The sequence below is a fragment of the Photobacterium panuliri genome (assembly GCF_059920555.1).
The window spans coordinates 2,746,702-2,769,190 of sequence record NZ_CP197192.1 but is presented as its reverse complement, the minus strand read 5'-3'; the positions used below and the strand labels follow the sequence as shown (position 1 = coordinate 2,769,190).

22 protein-coding genes are annotated in these 22,489 nt (G+C 51.3%); 15 read left to right on the top strand and 7 right to left on the bottom strand.

The window, feature by feature from the left end:
• Nucleotides 1-22: 22 nt before the first annotated feature.
• The 9 genes from ACSF8X_RS12615 (at nucleotide 23) to ACSF8X_RS12575 (ending at nucleotide 9,452) form a co-directional block, all read left to right on the top strand.
• Nucleotides 23-706 carry a DUF5666 domain-containing protein gene (locus ACSF8X_RS12615; protein ID WP_500850136.1) on the top strand — a complete coding sequence of 228 codons (684 nt, stop codon included), beginning with the start codon at nucleotides 23-25 and terminating at the stop codon, nucleotides 704-706.
• Nucleotides 707-849: 143 nt separating this feature from the next.
• The gene (aroA, locus tag ACSF8X_RS12610) at nucleotides 850-2,130 is read left to right on the top strand and encodes a 3-phosphoshikimate 1-carboxyvinyltransferase (protein WP_500850135.1); all 1,281 of its coding nucleotides are present in this window, start codon (nucleotides 850-852) and stop codon (nucleotides 2,128-2,130) included.
• Between the two features lie 212 nt (nucleotides 2,131-2,342).
• On the top strand, nucleotides 2,343-3,026 hold the full coding sequence (cmk, locus tag ACSF8X_RS12605; RefSeq protein ID WP_047877193.1) for a (d)CMP kinase: 684 nt from the start codon (nucleotides 2,343-2,345) through the stop codon (nucleotides 3,024-3,026).
• A gap of 101 nt (nucleotides 3,027-3,127) precedes the next feature.
• Nucleotides 3,128-4,798, top strand: a complete 1,671-nt coding sequence (gene rpsA, locus ACSF8X_RS12600) for a 30S ribosomal protein S1 (protein WP_047877192.1) — start codon at nucleotides 3,128-3,130, stop codon at nucleotides 4,796-4,798.
• A 74-nt stretch (nucleotides 4,799-4,872) separates the two neighbouring features.
• Nucleotides 4,873-5,163, top strand: coding sequence for an integration host factor subunit beta (ihfB, locus tag ACSF8X_RS12595; protein ID WP_047877191.1), 291 nt, complete (start codon nucleotides 4,873-4,875; stop codon nucleotides 5,161-5,163).
• Between the two features lie 199 nt (nucleotides 5,164-5,362).
• Entirely contained in the window at nucleotides 5,363-5,647 is a 285-nt protein-coding gene (locus tag ACSF8X_RS12590; protein ID WP_047877190.1) for a LapA family protein, read from the top strand.
• A gap of 6 nt (nucleotides 5,648-5,653) precedes the next feature.
• On the top strand, nucleotides 5,654-6,823 hold the full coding sequence (lapB, locus tag ACSF8X_RS12585) for a lipopolysaccharide assembly protein LapB (protein WP_047877189.1): 1,170 nt from the start codon (nucleotides 5,654-5,656) through the stop codon (nucleotides 6,821-6,823).
• A gap of 236 nt (nucleotides 6,824-7,059) precedes the next feature.
• Complete coding sequence (gene pyrF, locus ACSF8X_RS12580) at nucleotides 7,060-7,755, top strand: orotidine-5'-phosphate decarboxylase (protein ID WP_047877188.1); 696 nt, start codon at nucleotides 7,060-7,062, stop codon at nucleotides 7,753-7,755.
• A 797-nt stretch (nucleotides 7,756-8,552) separates the two neighbouring features.
• Nucleotides 8,553-9,452, top strand: coding sequence for an AraC family transcriptional regulator (locus tag ACSF8X_RS12575; RefSeq protein WP_500851189.1), 900 nt, complete (start codon nucleotides 8,553-8,555; stop codon nucleotides 9,450-9,452).
• A gap of 68 nt (nucleotides 9,453-9,520) precedes the next feature.
• Here the strand turns inward: ACSF8X_RS12575 and ACSF8X_RS12570 are convergent, their stop codons facing one another.
• The gene (locus ACSF8X_RS12570; protein ID WP_500850134.1) at nucleotides 9,521-10,279 is read right to left on the bottom strand and encodes a PhzF family phenazine biosynthesis protein; all 759 of its coding nucleotides are present in this window, start codon (nucleotides 10,277-10,279) and stop codon (nucleotides 9,521-9,523) included.
• Nucleotides 10,280-10,555: 276 nt separating this feature from the next.
• Between ACSF8X_RS12570 and ACSF8X_RS12565 the strand changes: the two genes are divergently transcribed.
• Nucleotides 10,556-11,824 carry an MgtC/SapB family protein gene (locus ACSF8X_RS12565; RefSeq protein ID WP_500850133.1) on the top strand — a complete coding sequence of 423 codons (1,269 nt, stop codon included), beginning with the start codon at nucleotides 10,556-10,558 and terminating at the stop codon, nucleotides 11,822-11,824.
• 53 nt (nucleotides 11,825-11,877) lie between these two features.
• Here ACSF8X_RS12565 and ACSF8X_RS12560 read toward each other — a convergent pair whose 3' ends face one another.
• From ACSF8X_RS12560 to pspF, 6 genes are all read right to left on the bottom strand, one after another.
• Nucleotides 11,878-12,687: a peptide ABC transporter ATP-binding protein gene (locus ACSF8X_RS12560; protein ID WP_047877184.1), complete on the bottom strand. Its 810-nt coding sequence runs from the start codon at nucleotides 12,685-12,687 to the stop codon at nucleotides 11,878-11,880.
• On the bottom strand, nucleotides 12,684-13,685 hold the full coding sequence (locus ACSF8X_RS12555) for a peptide ABC transporter ATP-binding protein (protein WP_047877183.1): 1,002 nt from the start codon (nucleotides 13,683-13,685) through the stop codon (nucleotides 12,684-12,686). The genes ACSF8X_RS12560 and ACSF8X_RS12555 overlap by 4 nt, the downstream gene beginning before the upstream one ends.
• Nucleotides 13,685-14,572, bottom strand: a complete 888-nt coding sequence (gene sapC, locus ACSF8X_RS12550; RefSeq protein WP_500850132.1) for a putrescine export ABC transporter permease SapC — start codon at nucleotides 14,570-14,572, stop codon at nucleotides 13,685-13,687. The genes ACSF8X_RS12555 and sapC overlap by 1 nt, the downstream gene beginning before the upstream one ends.
• On the bottom strand, nucleotides 14,559-15,521 hold the full coding sequence (locus tag ACSF8X_RS12545; protein ID WP_047877181.1) for an ABC transporter permease: 963 nt from the start codon (nucleotides 15,519-15,521) through the stop codon (nucleotides 14,559-14,561). The genes sapC and ACSF8X_RS12545 overlap by 14 nt, the downstream gene beginning before the upstream one ends.
• Nucleotide 15,522: 1 nt before the next feature.
• Nucleotides 15,523-17,145, bottom strand: coding sequence for an ABC transporter substrate-binding protein SapA (sapA, locus tag ACSF8X_RS12540; RefSeq protein ID WP_047877180.1), 1,623 nt, complete (start codon nucleotides 17,143-17,145; stop codon nucleotides 15,523-15,525).
• A 133-nt stretch (nucleotides 17,146-17,278) separates the two neighbouring features.
• A complete protein-coding gene (gene pspF / locus ACSF8X_RS12535) occupies nucleotides 17,279-18,289 on the bottom strand; it encodes a phage shock protein operon transcriptional activator (protein ID WP_500850131.1) in 1,011 nt (336 codons plus the stop codon).
• A gap of 202 nt (nucleotides 18,290-18,491) precedes the next feature.
• Here pspF and pspA point away from each other — a divergent pair, with 202 nt between their 5' ends.
• The 5 genes from pspA (at nucleotide 18,492) to ACSF8X_RS12510 (ending at nucleotide 22,411) form a co-directional block, all read left to right on the top strand.
• Nucleotides 18,492-19,157, top strand: coding sequence for a phage shock protein PspA (gene pspA, locus ACSF8X_RS12530; protein ID WP_047877178.1), 666 nt, complete (start codon nucleotides 18,492-18,494; stop codon nucleotides 19,155-19,157).
• A 72-nt stretch (nucleotides 19,158-19,229) separates the two neighbouring features.
• Nucleotides 19,230-19,460, top strand: coding sequence for an envelope stress response membrane protein PspB (pspB, locus tag ACSF8X_RS12525; RefSeq protein WP_500850130.1), 231 nt, complete (start codon nucleotides 19,230-19,232; stop codon nucleotides 19,458-19,460).
• Complete coding sequence (gene pspC / locus ACSF8X_RS12520) at nucleotides 19,457-19,843, top strand: envelope stress response membrane protein PspC (protein ID WP_047877176.1); 387 nt, start codon at nucleotides 19,457-19,459, stop codon at nucleotides 19,841-19,843. Before pspB ends, pspC begins: the two co-directional genes overlap by 4 nt.
• 133 nt (nucleotides 19,844-19,976) lie before the next feature.
• Nucleotides 19,977-21,374 (top strand): YcjX family GTP-binding protein, encoded by a 1,398-nt coding sequence (locus tag ACSF8X_RS12515; protein WP_047877175.1) that lies wholly within the window; start codon nucleotides 19,977-19,979, stop codon nucleotides 21,372-21,374.
• A complete protein-coding gene (locus ACSF8X_RS12510; RefSeq protein ID WP_500850129.1) occupies nucleotides 21,371-22,411 on the top strand; it encodes a YcjF family protein in 1,041 nt (346 codons plus the stop codon). Before ACSF8X_RS12515 ends, ACSF8X_RS12510 begins: the two co-directional genes overlap by 4 nt.
• Nucleotides 22,412-22,489 lie beyond the last annotated feature (78 nt).

Here is a 22,489-nt window from a genome sequence, read left to right as displayed (position 1 = left end):
ACTAATGAGTTAAGAAGGGTTTATGAAGACATTGTGTATCGCGGTGGCACTGAGCGTATTGTTGGGCGGGTGCGGTGAACAAGCCTCGCCTCCAGCAGAGGCGGGGGCACCGAGCGTGGCTGCCTCGAGCAAGGTGTCGGGTGTCATCGATGCGGTGTCTGGTAACGCTATCACTCTGGCAGGTAAAACATACACGGCACAGATGGCAGACGTCTCCTATGAGGGCCAGGCATTTAATGTCTCTATGGAGCAAAAAGGCATGGCCGTGACGGCAACGTTGACCAACGGCAACGTGACGGAAATGGTACTGGAACCGGCCTTTGTGGGGATAGCAGAACTGAATCTAGATAATCAACTGCTTATCAACGGTATGGTGCTGAGTATTCCTGATCCTGATGTATTCAATCTGGATTACAAATTCGGTGGTGGAAGCCTTGGCTGGGTGATGGTCTTCGCGCGTCTGGATTCGCAGAATCAATGGGTGGTGACCAATGTATCACCGGTTAATGCCATGTCGAGTGCCGAGGTGGAAGGCCGGGTGAGCGGGCTGACGGATAAGCAGTTCCTGCTGTCTGGTGAGAAAATTGATTATATGCCATCGGCAGTAGCCGGTAGCGCGACGCTGGCTAATGGTATGTATGTACAGGCGTTCGGCCAATTCACCAATGGCTTATTTACAGCGAATCGGGTGGATATCAAAGAATAGTCTTCGGTTGCGACAGGGTTATCGCGTCAATATTCGTGATGGGCCAGTAAGGAGAGGCCTCATTCAAAAGTGGGTATAGATCACAATGATATTATTGGTTACTCTGCAATAACTGCGACCAAACAGGATTGATGACCTAACAGATGGAAAGTTTAACCTTACAGCCAATCACGACGATTAGTGGCACCGTGAATTTACCGGGCTCGAAAAGTGTATCGAACCGAGCATTATTGCTGGCGGCGCTGGCCAAAGGCACGACTCGGCTGACCAACTTGCTCGATAGCGACGATATTCGCCACATGCTTACCGCCCTAGGCCAGCTTGGTGTGGCCTATACGCTGTCGGAAGACAAGACCGAGTGTGAAGTAACGGGCTTGGGCGGTGCATTTCATACCGATAAGCCACTGGAACTGTTCTTGGGTAATGCGGGAACCGCGATGCGTCCGTTGGTTGCGGCTTTGTGCCTTGGCCATGGTGAGTACGTTCTCACCGGAGAGCCGCGCATGAAAGAGCGGCCCATTGGCCATTTGGTGGATGCCTTGCGCACCGCAGGGGCAGAGATTTCCTACCTTGAGAATGAGCATTATCCGCCGTTGAAAATTAACGGTACGGGCCTGGCGGGAGGGAATGTCGAGATTGATGGTTCTATTTCCAGCCAGTTTTTGACGGCATTCTTGATGGCAGCACCATTGGCCGATACGGATACCACGATAGCTATCAAGGGCGACTTGGTATCCAAGCCTTATATTGATATTACCCTGCATATCATGGCCCAGTTTGGGGTTACGGTCGAAAACCAAAATTACCAGACGTTTATTGTCAAAGGCGGACAGAGCTATGTCTCGCCGGGAGATTTGCTGGTAGAAGGCGATGCGTCTTCCGCATCTTACTTCCTTGCGGCGGCTGCGATCCGTGGCGGTGAAGTAAAAGTGACCGGTATTGGCCGCAATAGCATTCAGGGTGATATTCAGTTTGCCGATGCACTGGCGGCAATGGGCGCAGAGATCGAATGGGGTGATGACTATGTGATTGCCCGTCGCGGCGAGCTCAATGCGGTCGATATGGATTTCAACCATATTCCGGATGCGGCGATGACTATTGCGACTGCGGCGCTGTTTGCCCAAGGGACAACGGCTATCCGCAATGTGTACAATTGGCGGGTCAAAGAGACCGACCGTCTGAGCGCGATGGCGACCGAGCTGCGCAAAGTAGGGGCAGAGGTAGAAGAAGGGGAGGATTATATTATGATCACCCCGCCGTCTCAGCTCAAACATGCGGCGATCGATACTTATGACGATCACCGGATGGCAATGTGTTTCTCGCTGGTGGCGTTGAGTGACACGTCGGTGACAATTAACGATCCCAAGTGCACATCAAAGACATTTCCCGATTATTTCGAAAAATTGGCTATTTTGAGCCAGTAACTCGGGTATCTCGTCCTTTTACTGACAGCCTGCTGGCAACGGTGGGCTGTTTTCGGTCATGCTGATATATGGTAAAGATAATTTTTACTGATTGGTATCACAGCCATTTTCCCGTATAATGCGCAACCGATTTTGAGTGGTAATACGCATGGGCAAAATTGTCGTGCTTACGCGTATTACTGCTTACGTTAGAACGAGTTTGGAGAGAACCTATGTCTATTCACGCACCAGTGATTACTGTTGATGGCCCGAGCGGTGCCGGCAAAGGCACCCTGTGTATGCTGTTGGCAGAAAAACTGGGCTGGAAGCTGCTGGATTCTGGCGCTATTTACCGTGTGCTTGCCCTGGCGGCAATCCACCACGGGGTAGACCTTGAGTCTGAAGATGCCTTGGTTCCGTTGGCTGCTCATCTGGATGTACAGTTTGTTGCCGAAGGTGAGTTGGTTAAGGTTATTCTTGAAGGCGAAGATGTATCCGGTGAGCTTCGTAAAGAAGAGACGGGTATGGCTGCGTCTAAGGTAGCTGCGTTGCCACGCGTACGTGAGGCCTTGCTGCGCCGTCAGCGTGCTTTTAGCGAAGAGCCTGGGCTAGTAGCCGATGGGCGAGACATGGGAACTGTGGTCTTTCCTCAGGCCGAAGTAAAGATCTTTCTAGATGCCAGTGCTGAAGAACGTGCGAACCGTCGCATGAAACAGTTGCAACAGAAAGGCTTAGATGTTAACTTTGACCACCTTTTGAAAGAAATTCAAGAGCGCGACGATCGCGATCGCAACCGAGCGGTTGCACCGTTGCGTCCCGCTGATGATGCTGTGGTGCTAGACTCAACGGAGATGTCCATTGAGCAGGTGACCGAACAGGCATTGGCTTATATTGAAAAGATATTATCGGCTAAATAATTAGTCTGATGGTGCGTCGGTTTCAAGGATGATGTCCGACTTTATTTCCAACCCCACGAGGTAGGATACCCGTGGTTGTTAATTACTTTGAAGATTGAAAAATGATTGAATCTTTTGCTCAGCTATTCGAAGAGTCACTAAAAGAAGTTGAAACGCGTCAAGGTGCCATCGTTAAAGGTACTGTTGTTGCGATCGAAAACGGTTATGTACTTGTTGACGCAGGCCTTAAGTCTGAGTCTTCTATCCCTGCTGAAGAATTCAAGAACGCTGCTGGCGAAATTGAAATCGAAGTTGGCGCAGAAGTAGACGTAGCTCTAGACGCTGTTGAAGACGGTTTTGGTGAAACTAAACTTTCTCGTGAGAAAGCGAAGCGCCACGAAGCATGGATCGTTCTTGAGAAAGCTTACGAAGATGCTGAAACTGTTGTTGGTATCATCAACGGTAAAGTTAAAGGCGGCTTCACAGTTGAACTTAACGGCATCCGTGCGTTCCTACCAGGTTCACTAGTAGACGTACGCCCAGTTCGTGACACTGCTCACCTAGAAAACAAAGAGCTTGAGTTCAAAGTAATCAAGCTAGACCAGAAGCGTAACAACGTAGTTGTTTCTCGTCGCGCAGTTATCGAATCTGAAAACAGCGTTGAGCGTGATGAACTTCTTGCTTCTCTACAGGAAGGCATGGAAGTTAAAGGTATCGTTAAGAACCTTACTGACTACGGTGCGTTCGTTGACCTGGGTGGTGTTGATGGTCTTCTACACATCACTGACATGGCTTGGAAACGCGTTAAGCACCCATCTGAAATCGTTAATGTTGGCGACGAGATCAACGTTAAAGTTCTTAAGTTCGATCGTGAGCGTACTCGCGTATCACTAGGTCTTAAGCAGCTAGGCGAAGATCCATGGGTAGCTATCGCTAAGCGTTACCCAGAAGGTACTAAGCTTTCTGGTCGCGTAACTAACCTAACTGACTACGGCTGCTTCGTTGAAATCGAAGAAGGCGTTGAAGGTCTTGTACACGTTTCTGAGATGGATTGGACTAACAAGAACATCCACCCATCTAAAGTTGTTAACGTGGGCGACGAAGTTGAAGTTATGGTTCTTGATATCGACGAAGAACGTCGTCGTATCAGCCTAGGTCTTAAGCAGTGCAAAGCAAACCCATGGCAGTCATTTGCAGAAATGCAAGCTAAGGGCGACAAAGTAACTGGTAAGATCAAGTCTATCACTGACTTCGGTATCTTCATCGGTCTTGAAGGCGGCATCGACGGTCTAGTTCACCTATCTGACATTTCTTGGAATGTTGCTGGTGAAGACGCAGTTCGTGACTTCAAGAAAGGCGACGAAATCTCTGCAGTTGTACTAGCAGTTGACGCTGAGCGTGAGCGCATCTCTCTAGGCATCAAGCAGATCGAAGAAGACCCGTTCAACGGCTTCGTAGCTCTTAACAAGAAAGGCGCTCTAGTAACTGGTACAGTTACTGCAGTTGACGCTAAAGGCGCAACTATCGAGCTAGCTGAAGGTGTTGAAGGTTACCTACGTGCTTCTGAAGCATCAGTTGACCGTGTTGAAGACGCTACTCTAATTCTTTCTGTTGGCGATTCAGTTGAATCTAAGTTCACTGGCGTTGACCGTAAGAACCGCGTAATCAACCTATCTGTACGTGCTAAAGACGTTGCTGAAGAGCAAGAAGCAATGGCTACACTGAACAAGCAAGATGATGCTGCGTTCGGTAACGCTATGGCTGACGCATTCAAAGCGGCTAAAGGCGAATAATTGAGCATAGGGGGAACATTTTTCCCCCTAAGCGGTTATACTACTGAGAAACATACTAAAAAACCGGAGTGTTTATGACAAAGTCTGAATTAATTGAAAGGCTATGTAGTCAACAAACACATCTTTCTGCCAAACAGGTAGAAGATGCGATCAAGGAAATCCTTGAGCATATGGCGTCAACACTTGCTGATGGCGACCGTATTGAAATCCGCGGCTTTGGCAGCTTCTCTTTGCATTACCGTGCTCCGCGTGTAGGTCGCAACCCTAAAACTGGCGACAAAGTGGAATTGGACGGCAAGTACGTTCCCCACTTCAAACCGGGCAAGGAACTGCGCGACCGTGTTAACTTGGCTCTTGCCGGTTAACCGCGTATAGATCAAAAAAACGGCATACTACTTGGTATGCCGTTTTTTTATATCTATTGATCATGGTCTGATGAGCCAAAATCCTGCATAATCAGCCCATACCGATCTGTCCTTAGAAAAAGGCTTTTGTTAAATATAGCACTTTGACATTCACGGATAGGTAGCACATCTGTTTACATTCAAGTGAGAAGGATTCACGATGAAGATACTGACTGTTCTTGTATTGGTTGCCTGCTTTTTAATTACCCTTGCCTTAGGTGCCCAGAACCAGCAGCTGGTAAATTTTGATTTTCTGATTGCCCAAGGTGACTTCCAGTTGTCCACCCTGTTAGGGATTGCCTTCGGTGGTGGTTTTGCCCTTGGCTGGCTAATTTGTGGTACCTTGTACCTGAAAACGCGTTTCACTCGAAATCGTTTGATGAAGAAAGTCGAAAAACAGCAGAAAGAATTGGATCAGCTACGTGCCGAGCCTGTTAAGGAATAATCGTTAATGCTAGAGCTGTTGTTCCTGCTATTGCCTGTTGCCGCCGCTTACGGTTGGTACATGGGTAACAGGAGCGCTAGTAACAAACAACAGGAGCAGTCTCACCATATGTCACGTCAGTACGTGACGGGTCTGAACTTGCTGTTGTCTGATCAGTCAGACAAAGCGGTGGATGTATTCATCGAGCTGCTCCAAGTTGATAGTGAAACTATTGATACTCACCTGGCCCTGGGGAACTTGTTCCGCAGCCGGGGAGAGGTTGATCGCGCTATTCGTATCCACCAAAATTTGATTGCCCGTCCTAATTTGACCATCGACCAGCGTAACTTGGCCTTGCAGCAGTTAGCTCAGGATTACATGGCCGCAGGCTTTTTCGACCGCGCAGAGAAAATTTTCCATCAGTTGCTTGATGAGCCCGATCATCGTAAAGGGGCATTGAAGCAGCTACTGACGATTTACCAGCAGACCCGCGAATGGGAGAAAGCGATAGATAGCGCTTCCCAGTTGGTCAAGTTGGGTAAGAGCCAGCTCAAGCACGATATTGCCCATTATTGGTGTGAAATGGCGATGCTGGAACTCAGTGCGCAGAGCCCGGATAAAGCCAAGTCGATTCTAAAAAAGGCCCTTTCTGCGGATAAGCAGTGTGTTCGTGCATCGATCATGACCGCGAAAATCCTGATCAGCGAAGAGGATTACAAGGCAGCGGCCAAGTATCTTGAGAAGGTTGTTGACCAAGATATTGATTTTACAGGCGAGGCGCTGCCATTGTTGTTGAATTGCTATGAAGCATTGAACAATGAAAGTGGCTGGCTCAAGTACTTGCAGTATTGTGTTGAGCATAAAGCAGGTTCTACTGCCGAATTAATGTTGGCGGATGAAATTGCCAAGCGCGAGGGCGCAAATATGGCACAGAGCTTCATGATGCGCCAGCTGCAGAAAAACCCAACCATGAAAGGCTTCTATCAGTTGATGGATTACCACCTTGACGAAGCTGAAGAGGGGCGAGCCAAAGATAGCCTTGCTACCTTGCGTGGCTTGGTGGGGGAGCAGTTGAAGATGAAGCCCCATTACCGTTGCCGTCAATGTGGTTTTGCCACCCATTCTCTCTACTGGCAGTGTCCGTCGTGTAAAAGCTGGGGAACCATCAAGCCGATCCGCGGCCTTGATGGTGAATAGACAGAGAAGACCGCTCTTTATCAGAGCGGTTTTTTTTCGCCACTAGCTGGATACATATCAACCGATTTGTAATTAAGTGGTAATAACAAACGATTGGCTGCTCACGAAGAGTTGTTGTTTTACGCGCTACGTGACAGTAATTAAAAAATACTCGCAAAAATAGATATTTGCTGTACAATCCTGACCGCCTCCGCTAGCCGGGGGAGGATGAAAATGATAGCGAAGCAGGAGATGCCATGTTAGACCCAAAAGTGATTGTTGCGCTCGATTACCCAAGCCAAGACGAGGCGCTGGCCTTTGTTGACCGTATTGAGCCGGGAAGCTGCCGCCTCAAAGTTGGTAAAGAGATGTTTACTTATTTTGGCCCTGACTTCGTGCGTAAACTGCATGATCGGGGCCATTCTGTATTTCTAGATTTGAAATTCCACGATATCCCGAATACTTGCTCCCATGCGGTACGCGCTGCGGCCGAAATGGGTGTATGGATGGTGAACGTTCATGCCTCTGGCGGCGAGCGGATGATGACTGCGTCGCGTGAAATTCTTGAGCCATATGGCAAAGATCGTCCGCTGCTGATTGGCGTTACCGTGCTAACCAGTATGGAAGCCTCGGATCTGCGCGGTATCGGTATTCAATGCGAGCCGCAAGAGCAGGTGCTGAATTTGGCACGCCTGACCAAGAACAGCGGCTTGGATGGGGTAGTGTGTTCGGCTCAGGAGGCTAGCCTGCTAAAAGGTGAGCTAGGCCAGTCATTCAAGCTGGTGACACCGGGTATTCGTCCTGCGGGCAGTGCAGCTGGCGATCAGCGCCGTGTAATGACGCCAGTGGAAGCGGTGGCTGCAGGGTCTGATTATTTGGTGATAGGCCGCCCAATTACTCAAGCGGAAGATCCAGCGGCGGTATTGGCGGCCATTAACAAGACGCTGGCATAACGGGTAACCCCGAAAACATGAATAAAAAACAGGCACTATGATGAAAGATCTAGTGCCTGTTTTTCATTTGTTATAGTCCTAACCGTTCTATTAATGCTGTTCTTGTCGTTTTGCAAATGTCCGTATCTTTTGCGAGTGTGACACTTTGATACTTGTCTCCAGAATGCGTGTTAACACTAATGTAGCAGTGTTTTCCTTTCCCTCTGATACCGAAAGTGACCGCTGAAATATCATCCGCCTCAATAGTTTCGTCTAATACTGACCATATGAAATTGAACGAAATATGAGTGTTTACAATCGTCATTGTGTGAAATCGTTCAGCAACGGAGTAGCTGAGAAACATAAAAAATGTAGCTAGAACAGTGGTCTTTACCGTGGCGTTAAATAGCGACTTTTTATTTAAAATGCTAATGGTAAAAAGTACCAAGCAAGACACTGAGCCCAAAAGTTTATAAAGGCTCAAAGCATATAGTTCAGATTCTGGTGTTGCTGAAATGAATTCCATCGTTAACCTTATACCCAAGCGACCTCTAACTGCTTGCTTTCGTGAAAATGCATTGGCCTTTTAATCAGGCGCAGGGTTCGAACCATCGTGGCTCTACGTTAAAGGTATCATCCTCAACAGGTGAAACATTTTCAATGTGTTGCAGTGAGCAATCATTAAGTTTGCGGCATATAGGGTGAATAATATAGGGCAGATAGTTAACGCGGTTTATCCCAACTTGGCAGAATAGTGATTGAAACTCTGTATGAAAGCGGTAGGCTGCATGTTCAACGATGAAATGGTGAGGAGTATCATGGTTGTTGACTACCACAAGCGGCTGCTACCCGTTATCCGTTACCTTGAGGCCCATTTTAACGAGCACTTGAACTTGGTTGAGGTTGCCGCGTTAGCCAATATTTCCCCATACCATTTTCATCGCACTTTCAGGGCCGTGCAAGGCGAGACCTTGGCCGATTATATTCGCAGGTTGCGGTTAGAAGCCGCCGCCAATGAGCTGTTCAAGTCTAAGCCTGCGGTTTTACATATCGCATTGGAATACGGTTTTTCTTCCTCTCAAAGTTTCGCCAAGGCGTTCAAGCAGCATTTTGGTGAGACCCCAACCACATTTCGCGACTGTCAGGATTACGATGCTTTCAGACAGATGATGCGAAACAGCAAGATTGGACACACGTTGCGCAAGATCGGAAACGAAGTAACCATGGATGCCCCATATACTGGTCAAGAACCTTCAATATGGAGCAGGACAATGGAAACACAATACTTCGAGCCGACTAAACTGGCTTATATCCGTGTTACCGGGCCTTACGGGAAAGGTTATGAAGAACCGAGTACTCGTTTGTACCAATGGGCTGGAATGAAAGGGTTGGCCGGCAATAGCTGTATATTCATTTACCACGATAACCCAGAGATTACCCCTGATGATAAGTGCCGAACCGATATCTGTCTGATGGTACCGGATGGTACAGATGTTCCCGTAGGGCTTGAACTTCAAGATTTTCCCGGTGGCCAGTATGCGGTGATGCGGCAAATGGTGACTGATGTTAGCCAGTACGGAAAGGCATGGGATACTCTAATGAGTGAGGTGGTTGCCACTGGGATAGAGAACGACAACCGCCCTTGTTTTGAGCTGTACCATAGTTTTGATCCGCAGACCCAGCATGCAGATGTGAGCTTCTGTACTGCTATTAAGTAAGAGAATTGAGAAAGGCTGGAAAACGGTTAATAAGAAGACTCGCCACATTTATATGTGGCGAGTTTGTTTTACTGGATTCGAACTTTTGCCCGTACTGTGATAGCGGAATCGGATTGTTTCTCGATTTCAAAGTAGCCGCCAGCGTCTGACAGTTGGCGCGCAGTTAGTTTGTTTGTGCCTAATTTCTCAAACCAGTATGGGGCGAGGGAGCAATGAGCTGAGCCAGTGGCTCGGTCCTCAGGAATACCTATTTTAGGTGCGAAGTAGCGCACTACGTAGCCATAAGGATCGTTCTCGCTTTGGGCTGTGATAATTACCGCATGGTGATGTTCAATGGCAGCGAGTTGGTCAAAATTGGGAGTAAATGCTGCTACTGCTGCCTCAGAGTTCAAGACCAGAATAATATCGCGAGTTGTAAATATCTCGGTAGTATCTTGAGTAAGCTCACGGATAGATTCGGTTACATTTCCTACGTTGGCTTGCCAACTGGGTAGGGTAATGGTGTACAAGTCTGATTGCTTGGTGATTGCGACCGTTGCATACGGGCTGTGTAAGGTCACACCTTCTAACTGATATTCTTCAATCAACGCAGCCCCCGCCCCTAGGCTGCCATGCCCACACAGATTAATCTCACTGTCTAATGAAAACCAGCGAATATGATATTTCCCATCAGCTTGTTTAACAAAGCTCGTTACAGGTTGGCCGATGTTACAGGTGATGCGTTGAAGTTCTGTATCACTGAGCCAGTCATCCAATAACACGACCCCACATGGATTACCTGCCGCAGAGTCACTGACAAATACATCGTAAATAAGAGTTTTTTGCATCTAATGTCCTCTATGACATGTAACAGCCTACTCGGCTGATGGTATTGGATAACATGGTGTATGGGCAATAATTTAGATTAATTATCAGTGGTTTGCATGTGTTTTTGTTAGTAATAACGACCAGTTATGTAGTGAGTCTGAATTTTCAAATGAAAGTCAATGTGTGACATGTTTTATACCTTTGAATTTGCCAGCGCCAAAATCCGTGACCCACTCAGCATTCACAGCTTGCGACTCCCTCTACACTGAAACTATCACTGGCCAGTGGAGAGCGTTATGGATACGGAATTCGATTTCTCTTCCCCTTACATACGGTTAGCGATTGCCTTGCTGCTTGGGGCGATTATTGGGATTCAGCGTGGATGGGTGGATCGCAATGAAGCGGCGGGAACTCGTATTGCCGGGATCCGGACCTATTCCTTGGTGGGCCTGCTGGGCGGGATTTGCGGGCTGATAGCCAGCCATTTTTCAGAGCTGTTCCTTGGGCTGGCCTTTGTCGCGATGGCCGTTGTGGTAACAGTGGCCTATAAAACCCGCCAGCAGTTCAATGTTAACCTGAGCATTACAGGCTTGGTGGGCATGTTGATCACCTTCTCGCTCGGGGTGCTTGTGGTGATTGGCGAGCCTGTACTGGCGGCGTCTGTCGCGGTGATCACGGCGATTATTTTGGATAATAAGCAGGAGATGCATACCGCCTTGCAGCGTCTGCAGGAGTACGAGCTGGATGCCGCGCTGCGGTTGTTGCTGATTTCAGTGGTGATGCTGCCATTGCTGCCCAATCAGGCGATGGGGCCTTGGCAGGCGATTAATCCGTATGAAATCTGGTGGATGGTGGTGTTGATCGCCAGTATCTCCTTTATTGGCTATTTCGCGATGAAACTCGGCGGGGCGGAGAAGGGGATTTTGCTGACCTGCCTGTTTGCCGGTTTGAGCTCTTCAACGGCACTGACCCTCCAGTTTTCCCATTTGTCGAAAAATCAACCGGGCTTAAGCGGATTGCTGGCTAGCGGCATACTACTTAGTTGCGGCACCATGTTTCCACGGATCCTGTTTGTCTGCTCGGTGATTAATATGCCGTTGCTGAAACTGCTGGCGTTACCGCTCGGGGTGATGATGGTGGCGTTTTACCTGCCTGCGGTGTGGATCTGGTATCGCCACCGTGGTGATGCCACCACTGAGCCTGATATGAAACAAAACCCACTGGCGCTTTCTGCGGCTCTGTGGTTTGGGATTATCCTGTTACTGATTATGCTGCTGTCGAGCGCCTTGCAGGCGTGGTTTGGCGAGACCGGGATTCTGATCCTTGCCGCGATTTCCGGGATCACTGATGTCGATGCCATAACACTGGCACTGGGCCGGCAGAGTACGGCGAGTCTGCTGCTGTCCACGGCGGCGTTGGGGATCGTGATTGCGGCTTCGGTAAACAGTTTGGTTAAGATGGGGATGGCGTGCGTAATAGGCCATGCTGGGATGCGTAACTATATTATTTGGCCGGTCTTGTTGTCGGTGTCTCTGGGCGGGGCAGCAGTGATGGCAATGGCGTGATCCCGTTTCCCGTGTGATGGATGGGGATTGCGGGAGCACGCCGGATAAGCCAGTTAGGCGGGACTCACGTTGCGGCTGCTGCGGTCATGAGCCGGTGCGGCGAAATGGCTGTCGAGCAGCTTTTGGGTCAGCGGATGCTGAGGGTTGCTGAATACCTCGGAAGTCAGGCCTTTTTCGACCACTTCACCATTTTGCATCACCATCACCTTGTCGGTGAAATGCTTGATCACCCCCATATGCTGCGAGACGTAGATATACGACAGTCCCATCTCTTCCTGCAGTTCGAGCAGCAGGTTGATGATCTGCGAGCGCATTGACATATCAAGGCCGTTCAGGGCCTCGTCGGCGACGATAATACACGGCTGGAGGATCAGCGCGCGCGCGAGAGAGACGCGCTGCTTCTGCCCGGTTGCCAGCATCTGCGGGTAGAAATAGGCGTGCTCGGGCAGCAGGCCGACTCGTTTTAAGGTCTCCATGATCCGGCGCTCGCGTGCGTGCGGGGTCATGTCGGTATTTCGCTTGAGCGGCCCTTCCAGTATTTTGCCAATTTGCAGGCGCGGGTTGAGCGAGGTATTGGGATCTTGGAAGATCATCCGGATCAGCTTGCAGCGGGTCAGGTAGTCGCGGTGGGCCAGCGGCTCGCCGTTAACCCGGATTATCCCCTCGGTTGGCTCGACCACCCCGGCTAGCATTCTGGCCAAGGTAGATTTGCCTGAACCGTTTTCCCCCATGAAAGCGATGGTTTCGCCTGCTTCCAGAGAGAAAGAGACCGGTTTTACCGCCTCGATGGTCCGGCGTCGAAACAGGCCGGAGCGGTAGTGGTAGTCTTTTTTCAGGTTTTCGACTTCAAGCAGTGCGCTCACTTGCTGGTTTCCTCCATGTTCAGCGGGAAGTGGCAGCTGAACTTATGGGTTTTAATCTTCTGGCGTTTCGGTACTTCAACACATTTGCGCTGGGCATGTGGGCAGCGCGGGCCTAGGCGGCAGCCAATCGGCAGGTGCTGGAGCGGGGGAATCGAGCCCGGTAGGGTTTCCAGCTTGCTTTTGTGTGGCAGCATGTCCATGTTGAAATCGGGCATCGCCCGCAGCAGCGCCTCTGTATACGGATGGTGAGGCGATTCGAGCAATTGCTGGCGGCTGGCCGATTCAACCGACTGGCCACAGTACATTACCGTAATCCGGTCGGCCCATTGGGTAACCGTAGTCAGGTCATGGCTGACCAGCAGGATTGTGGTGTTGCCCAGCTGGTTCATTCGGCTCAGCAAGCGGAAAATCTGGGCTTGGGTAATGGCATCCAGATCGTTCGTTGGCTCATCGGCAATCAACAGGCGGGGGCGGTTGGCTATGGCCATGGCGATCATGACCTTCTGGCACTCGCCGTCGGTCAACTCGTAAGGGTAGCTGCGCATTACCCGCTTGTGCTCTTTGATCCCGACCTTGTGGAGCAGGGCAATGGCCTGCTTCTGGCGCCAGTGCAGGCGTTGCCAGAAGCGTCCCGTGAACGACGAGGACGGAATGGCTTCTTCCAGTTGTTCGCCGACGCGTTCGGAAGGATCCAGACAGGCTGACGGTTCTTGGAAGATCATCGCGATTTCGCGGCCTACAACCCTGCGTCGCTCTCGCGGCGACAGGGTCAGCAAATCGATATCACCAAGGCGCAGGCGATCGGCGCTGACCCGCCAGTTCTTCTTGGTTGCACCTGCAATGGCCTTGGCGACCAAGCTCTTGCCCGAGCCGGATTCGCCAACTAAACCGCGAATTTCCCCTTCGTTGATGGTCAGGCTCATGCGATCGACGGCCTTGACCATGCCTTGCGGCGTGTCAATCTCAATGGTGAGGTTTCGAATATCGAGTAAAGGCATTAGTCAATCCCCGCATTGATAGCCTGGCGGAGTCCTTCTCCAACTAAGTTTACAACCAGAACACTGAAAGTGATGGCCAATCCCGGTAAGGTCACCGTCCACGGAGCCAAATAGATTAGCTCGATGAAGTCCCCCAGCATCGCTCCCCATTCAGGGTGCGGCGCCTGCGCGCCGAGGCCAAGGAAGCCCAGTGCCGCGATGTCCAAAATGGCAATCGAAATAGCACGGGTTAGCTCATTGGTCAGCACAGTTAGAATGTTCGGCAAAATAGAGTGGTAGAGCAGGTAGACGTTATTTGCGCCGTCTAGCCTTGCTGCGATGATGTAGTCTTTTTCTACCTCGGTATGGACCGCGGTGTAGACTGCCCGGATAAATCGAGGGATCAGAGCCAGCCAAATGGCCAGCAGAATATTGGTTTCGCCCGGTCCCATGTATGCCACCACAATAATAGCCAGCAGCAGAGAGGGGATCGACAGGATGGTATCAAGCACATGGTTGAGGAAGCTGGACTTCAAGCCGCTACTCATACCTGCCAGTACCCCGATCAGAATACCGATGGCGGCTGAGGCAATGGCGATCAGGACCGCGTAGCCGAAAGTTAGCTGGGTGCCGATCAACAGGCGGCTGAGAATATCCCGGCCAAGGTCGTCGGTACCGAAGAAGTAGTCAACTTGTCCGGCCGAATCCCATGATGGTGGCATCAGGAGTTCGCCCACTTGGCTAATAGGCTCATAAGGGGCAAGCCAAGGAGAAAGCAGGGTGACGATCACCAGCAGCAGCAGGCACCAAAAGCCAAAGAACGCCAGCGAGTTGGCCCGGAAGTTCTGCCATGCGCGTTCCCACTGGGTCGGGATTTTGGTTTCCTGATAGATGTTATTTGAGAGCATACCATTCCTTCCGTACAAGCGGGTTGACGAATGCACCGGCCAATTCAGACAAGATGTTGGCTAGCAAGATGAAACCGCCGACGGTGATCACACCTGCTTGGATGGCAACAAAGTCTTGGCGAGAAATAGCATCAAGCAGCCAGCGCCCGATACCCGGCCAGTTGAAAATGGACTCGGTCAGCATGGCGAAGGTCATCATGGTCGAAAACTGCATCCCCAGCTTTGGGATAATTGGTGGTATGGCATTGCGCAGCACATGGCGGGCAATGATTTCGAACATCGACAAACCTTTGGTTTGGGCAACCTTGATAAAGTTCTGCTCCATGACGTCTGACACCGAGGCGCGGGTCAGGCGTATGACTTCTGTGGTCGGTGCCATCGCCAGCACGAGTGTTGGCAGGATAAGGTGGCGGATGACATCAAGCAGGGCTTCTGCCCGGTAAGGCTTGTTAGAGAGCATGACGTCCACAATGGCGATGCCGGTGACATGATCGATTTCGTACAGCAGACTATAGCGGCCGGAAACCGGCAGCCAGCCAAGATTAAGCGAAAACAGCATGATCAGCAGCATTGCCAGCCAGAATAGCGGAATCGAGTACCCGACAAGGGTGATCGAGGATATTGCGGTATCGGTATAGCTACCGCGCTTTACGCCGGCCCATGTACCAAGTGGGATACCCACCAGCAAGGAGAGCAGGAAGGCGAAAAAGCTCAACTCCAGTGTGGCCGGAAACACTTGGATGATTTCAAGCAGAACGGGTTCTCCCAAGGCATTGAGTCCAAGGTTGCCGCTGAGAAGGTTGCTGAGGTAGGCCATCCAACCAGTCCAAAATGGCTGGCTGGCCCAAAGCGAACCGCTATCGAGCCGAAGGAGGCTGTAACCAATTACCGTCAGGATCAGCAAGGTGATCAGGAACAGGTTCAGGCGTCGAATCGTATAAATAAACATATCAGTTTTCGTTCCGATATACCGTTGAGAAAGAACGGGTACCAAAAGGACTCATTTGCAGGCCACGTAGCGAACGGTGATGGACTTGGAAATGCACACCGTGGGCTAGCGGAATGATTGGAACCTGCTGATCAAGAATATCCTGGGCAAGGAAATAATAATTCAGGCGCTGGTCAAGCTGTGTGGTGCGCGAGGCCAGTTCCAGCAAGTTTTCGAAATCAAGATCACACCATTTCGAGGCATTGAGCCCGGCACCTATGGCATCGCAAGACAGTAACGGGCGCAGGAAATTATCCGGATCGCCGTTATCAGCCACCCAACCTGTTAGGATCAGATCGCTGTTGTCTTGGTCGATTTTGCTAAACCGGTTGACGTTATCTTGGGCGATGATGGTTACCTGAACGCCAACCGCATTGAGATCGGCTTGGATCAACTCGGCTGTTTTGCGCGGGCTTGGGTTGTACGGCCTTGGCTCAAGCGGAACCCACATAGTCAGGTGCAGATTCTTGTCGAAGCCGGCTTCTTTGAGCAATTGCAGAGCCTTGGCTGGGTCATAGTCGAGAGCCTGACTGTTATGGTTGTAGGCCCAAGACATTGGTGGAAGCAGGCTGCGGGCTTGCGTGCCGGTGCCGTAGTAGACCGAACTCAGCAGGTTGTCGCGGTTGATGGCATGGTTGATGGCCTTGCGAACACGAATATCGGCCAGTTCAGGCTGCTTGGTGTCTAGTGCGAGGTAGGCCACGTTCATACCGGTTTGCGCGGTGAGATTGAAGTTCTCGTCTTCGTTGATCACCGGCAACTGGCTGGCAACGGGGGATGACAGTACATCGCACTCATGGCTCAGCAGCTTGGCAAGCGTCCCTGTACCGCGAGAGGAAATGTCAAATACCACCTGATCCATCGGGGCCGTGCCCTGCCAGTAGCCCCAGTGGCGGCTCAGGCGGACAAAATCGTTGGGCTGGTATTGCTCTATGTGGAAAGGACCTGTTCCAACGGGCAGTTTGTCGATTTGATCTGGCTTGCCGGCGCGTAGCAGGATGTCGGCGTATTCCTGCGAATGAATGACCGCATAGGCTGTCGCCAAGTTGGCTAAAAACGCGTTGTCTGGGCGCGACAGGGTAAACTCGACCGTCTCCGGATCGATAACCCGAACATCCTCGATGAGTCCTGCAAAGTTTTGGCTTTCAAACCACGGATAACGGCCGCCCGAAATAGCATGGAACGGGTGGTTATCGTCAATGACTCGCTTGAAGCTAAACACGACGTCCTGGGCATTGAACGGGCGTGTAGGTGTAAACCAGTCAGTGGTTTGGAACTCGATACCGGTTTGCAACTTGAAAGTGTAGCTCAAGCCATCGCCGCTGACAGTCCAGCTCTTGGCCAGCGAGGGCTGCGGCTGGTGGCTGACGGGGTCAAGCATCAGTAAGCGGTCAAATACCTGAGCCGCGAGGGTATCTGCGGTCAGTCCGCCTTCGACAAGCTGTGGATTGAAGGTGGTAGGGGTATCTTGCCCACAATAGACGAAGCCTTGGCGACGAATACTGCTGTCCAGCTGCGGATCAGTACAGCCAACAAGGCTGGCAAGGCTGATACACGCAAGAAGGAAACGGGTATAGGCACTCATAGAATAGGTAATTTTTTGAAAACAAGATTACAAATTTACCACTATCATAGTTCGCCACCAAGCAATAAGCGGCAAATACCTGCAAACTTAAAGGATTTTTTCCAGATCGTACGGTATTTTGCCGTTTATGTTTTTATTCGTTATTGCCAGCCAGTTGGTATTTGCGCAGCAGTCCACGTAGCTGGTGGTAGCTTAGGCCGAGCAAGTCAGCCGCTTTGCGCTGGTTGAACTGGGCTTGTTTTAGGGCCTGCTCGATGACGGTGATTTCCTGATCCTGTTGCCATTGGCGAAAATCCATCGGCAGGGACGGCATCGGTGCGACCGCGTCGTCTGCCTGTTCTACGGGGAGGCTTGATGCATGGCTGTTATCCCAAGGGGCTCGGAACGGGTCAAGGATGATGTCGTCGATGGGCAGATCTTCGTTGTTGTTGCGAAATACCGAGCGCTCCACCACGTTTTTCAGTTCGCGGATGTTTCCCGGCCACTGGTAAGCCAGAAGCTGTTCAGTGGCAGCCGGGGTGAAACCAGCAAAGTAACCGAAGCCCAGTTCGCGGCACATTCTGACGGCGTAATACTCTGCCAATGGCAGGATATCTTCTCTTCGCTCTCGAAGCGGGGGCAGGTGGATGATATCGAACGCCAGGCGATCGAGCAGATCGGCCCGAAACTTTCCGTCGGCCGCCAGTGCCGGGAGGTTTTCATTGGTTGCGCAGACAAGACGGACGTTGGCCTGACAGGTCTTGCTGCCGCCCACTCGCTCATATTCGCCATATTCAATCACCCGTAGCAATTTTTCTTGGACCCCAAGCGGTGCAGTGGCCAGCTCGTCGAGGAACAAGGTCCCGTTTTCTGCCCGTTCGAAACGGCCTTGATGGCGTCCTTTGGCACCGGTAAATGATCCAGCTTCATGGCCGAACAGTTCGGAATCAATCACCCCGTCACTGAGTGCTGCGCAGTTGAGTGAGATCAGAGGATGGTCCCAGCGGCGTGATAGGTAGTGCAGGCGCTGGGCGATGAGCTCTTTGCCAGTACCGCGTTCCCCTAGGATCAGTACCGGGCGGTCAAGTGGAGCGAGGCGAGATGTCTGATCGAGTACCGTAAGGAATGCTTCAGACTCACCGATTAAATTGTCCGTTTTTCGCATGGTTAATCTCGCTAACTGTTGGCGTATTTGTCCACACCATAGCAGGGTGGTTCTGTGGGTGTAAAGCTAAGTGTATGATATTTAAAAAACAAAAAGTTGGCACACTAGTTGTATTAGTAACAACGTAGCGCGGCAAAATGTTTGCTGCAAAAACAAACTGATGAACCTGAAACCAAGGTTCTCAAACGATGGAGATGTAATTATGGGTATCTTTTCTCGCTTCGCTGACATTGTAAACGCCAACGTGAACTCGCTGCTGGACAAGGCAGAAGATCCACAGAAAATGATCCGTCTTATCATCCAGGAAATGGAAGACACCTTGGTAGAAGTGCGCACCTCGTCAGCCCGCGCCCTTGCGGATAAAAAAGAGCTTCAGCGCCGCATTAACGCGATTGAAGCGCAAAGTGCCGATTGGCAGCAAAAAGCCAGCCTAGCCCTGCAAAAAGGCCGTGAGGATTTGGCCCGTGCAGCCCTGATTGAGAAACAGAAGCTCAACGATGTCGCGCTGACCCTGAACGAAGAGTTCAAATTGGTGGAGGCGAGCATCGAGAAGCTTGCGACTGAGGTTGCCGAGCTTGAGCGCAAGTTGCAGGAAACCCGTGCCCGCCAGCAAGCGTTGGTGATGCGCCACAAGGCCGCTGATACCCGTCGTGATGTACGCCGCCAGCTGGACACCGGCAAGGTGGACGAAGCATTGTCGAAGTTCGAGCAGTACGAGCGCCGTATTGATGAGATGGAAGCCGAAGCTGACAGTTACAGCATGGGCCGAGGCAAGAATCTGCATGACGAGTTTGCCAACCTGCAGGCGCAGGATGATATCGAGAAAGAGCTGGAGCGCATGAAAGCGAACCTCAAGGATAAAGACTAATTCACTTACGTTGTGTGATGTGACAAGCTGGCTAGAACAAGTTATTGAATCTGCGCGAATAAGGAGAATGAAATGTCTATGGGGTTTATAGTTGGGCCGCTGGTGGTATTTATGATTTTTGTTGCCCCATTGTGGTTGATCCTGCACTACCGCAGCAAGAAGCTGTCAAGTGAAGGACTCAGTGGGGAGGATCACCAGAAACTACAGGATCTGGTGGTACGCGCAGAGCAAATGCAGCAGCGGATCATGACATTGGAGCGCATCTTGGATGCCGAAGCACCACAGTGGAGGGGACGTCAATGAACAAAACCCTTTACCGTGACCCGCATAACGGCAAACTCGGTGGGGTCTGTGCCGGTGTTGCCGAGTATTTCGGCATGGAAATTTGGCTGGTTCGGATCTTAACCGTATCGGCATTCCTGCTCGGTGTCGGTTTCTTTGTCACCTTGGCCTATATTGCGGCTTGGTTGTTCCTCGACAAAATGCCGGAAGAACGCTTCTACCAGCAGTCGGTATACCGTGATCATAACGTAAAGCAGAAACCCTGGCAGGCGGGTCAGACTGCCCAGCAAATTCTTGATAATGTCGAGTCGGAGCTGGACGGGATGGAGCAAGACCTGCGCAAGATGGAAGCGTACATTACCTCTTCCGCCTTCAAGGTCGACCGGGAATTCCGTAACTTATAATTTCGGCGTATTATCTGAAAGCAGGCTTCGGCCTGCTTTTGTTTTTGTATTCAATACCCTGAATGTCGGATTCATCGTGGGTTAATCTGGCATTCGTTACAGTGAACATTATTGACGATAGTTAGGAACCACCATGAACCGATTGGGCAATGAACTGAACAAGTTAGTCAACCGCAGTCTGGACCGCCACGTTCGCTTGGCTGTCACCGGATTGTCTCGTGCGGGCAAAACCGCATTCATTACCTCGTTGGTCAACCAGCTGATGCATGTCAGCACCAATCCACGTCTGCCGCTGTTCGGGGCGGTGCGTGATGGCCATTTGCTCGGTGCCAAGCGAGTACCGCAATTGGATATGCATGTTCCTAAGTTTGGGTACGAAGAAGGGATCAGTGCCTTGCTGGCAACACCGCCCGATTGGCCGACGCCAACCAAGGATGTCAGCCAGACCCGAATTGCCTTGCGCTATAAGCCCCAGAAAGGCCCTCTGAAATTGCTGCAAGACAGTGCCACGTTATACCTTGATATTATCGACTATCCCGGGGAGTGGCTGCTTGATTTACCGTTGCTTGAGATGGATTTTCTGACATGGTCCCGCCAGCAGGCCAAGGCCCTGAAGGGCAAGCGAGAGGAATTGGCCCAACAGTGGTTGGAAGAAGGTGAGACCTTTGACCCTCTGGCCCCTGCCGACGAGGCGGCGATTGAGCGCCTCTCGGCCCGGTTTACCGAGTATTTGTTCAAGTGTAAGGCCGAAGGTGGTTTGCACTGGGTTCAGCCGGGGCGTTTCGTGTTACCGGGTGAGCTGGCGGGCGCGCCGGTTCTGCAGTTCTTCCCGCTGGTTTGGCTCGATAAGCTGTCAGAACAAGAATTGGCCGCAGCCGGTGATGATACCAATATCGGGATGCTCAAGAGCCGCTATCGTTATTACCAGCAACATGTGGTCAAGGCGTTTTACAAAGAGCATTTTTCTAAGTTTGACCGCCAGATCATCCTTGTGGACTGCCTGCAGCCACTGAATGCCGGGCCGGAGTCGTTCAATGATATGCGGCAGGCGCTGGATCAACTGATGCAGAGTTTCCGCTATGGCCGGAGCTCATTGCTGCGTCGGTTGTTCTCGCCCCGTATCGACAAGGTGCTGTTTGCCGCGACCAAGGCCGACCATGTCACCCCGGAGCAGCACCCGAATTTGGTTAGCCTGATGCAGCAGTTGGTTAACGAAGCGTGGCAGACAGCCTCGTTTGAAGGGATCAAGATGGATTGCATCAGCTTGTCGTCGATTCAGGCCACAGCCCCGGGTTTTGTTGAATATCAGGGCAAGCAAGTGCCAGCCCTGCGCGGTGTGACGATGAGTGGGGAAACGAAAACGCTTTTTCCCGGTGAAGTACCGCGCCGCTTGCCCGGGGACGACTTTTGGCAGCAGTCCGGGTTTGATTTTATGAATTTCCGACCTTTGAATATACAAAGTGATGAGCCCTTGCCGCATATCCGAATGGACAAGGCGCTCGATTATCTGCTTGGAGATAAATTACGATGAATGAGCAGTTCAAAACCAAAATCGAATTTGAGGAACCGCAGCCTGCGGGCAAAGACGAGCAGGAGCTGACCAGTCAGTTGCAGTTTGCCGAGCAGGCGGATTTTCTGCCCGAGCCGGTGAATTCCGATGAGAAGGATGTCGAAGCAGAGTTGGCCCAGACGTTGGCGGTCAAGCCAAAACGCGGTCGTGGTTGGCTCAAAGGGTTACTGATTGGCGGTGCAGCCATGGTGGCATGGCAGAGCGTGGATTATGTGGTTACTGCATTTCAGGGCGGTGACTGGCTGGCTTTGGGCTGGAGCGTGATTGTTGCCGGCTTGGCGACAGCTGGGATCGGGGCGCTGGGACGAGAATTGCTTAGTCTGCGTCGTTTGAAGCAACGTCAGGGTGAACGAGAACAAGCGCAGGCATTGTTGGAAGCCGATGGGATCGGTCAGGCCAAGGCGTTTTGTACCAAGCTTGCCCGTAAGGGCAATATCCGAGAGGACAATGCGGGTTATGACCGCTGGCAACATGCCTTGGCGGCAACCCATAACGACCGCGAAGTGATGCAGCTGTACGACCAAATGGTACTGGGCTCTCAGGATAAGCAGGCGCGTCAGTTGGTGACCAAATATGCCAGCGAGGCTGCCGTGATGGTGGCAGTTAGCCCATTGGCCGTGGCGGATATGCTGCTGGTGGCTTGGCGAAACTTCCGTTTGATCGAGCAAATTTCGGCAGTGTACGGGGTTGAGTTGGGTTATTGGTCGCGGATCAGGCTGGTGAAACTAGTGCTGGCCAATATGGCCCTTGCCGGTGCCAGTGAGGTAATTATCGACAACGGGATGGATATGCTGTCGATGGATCTGGCCGGAAGGATGTCAACCCGAGTTGCCCAAGGTGTCGGTGTCGGCTTGCTGACCGGGCGTTTGGGGCTAAAAGCGATTAGCTTGATGCGTCCGCTACCGTGGCAGCCGGATCAGCAGCCTAAATTGGGTGATGTGCGTAAAGATTTGCTTAAGCGTCTGACCGGCCATAAGGAAATGGTTGAAAAAAAATAGTGCCTTAGGGCACACCCTGAGGGGCTGGTGGCTTGACTGAATGGCAGTGAAGGCGCAAACTTCGAGTGTCAACAATTC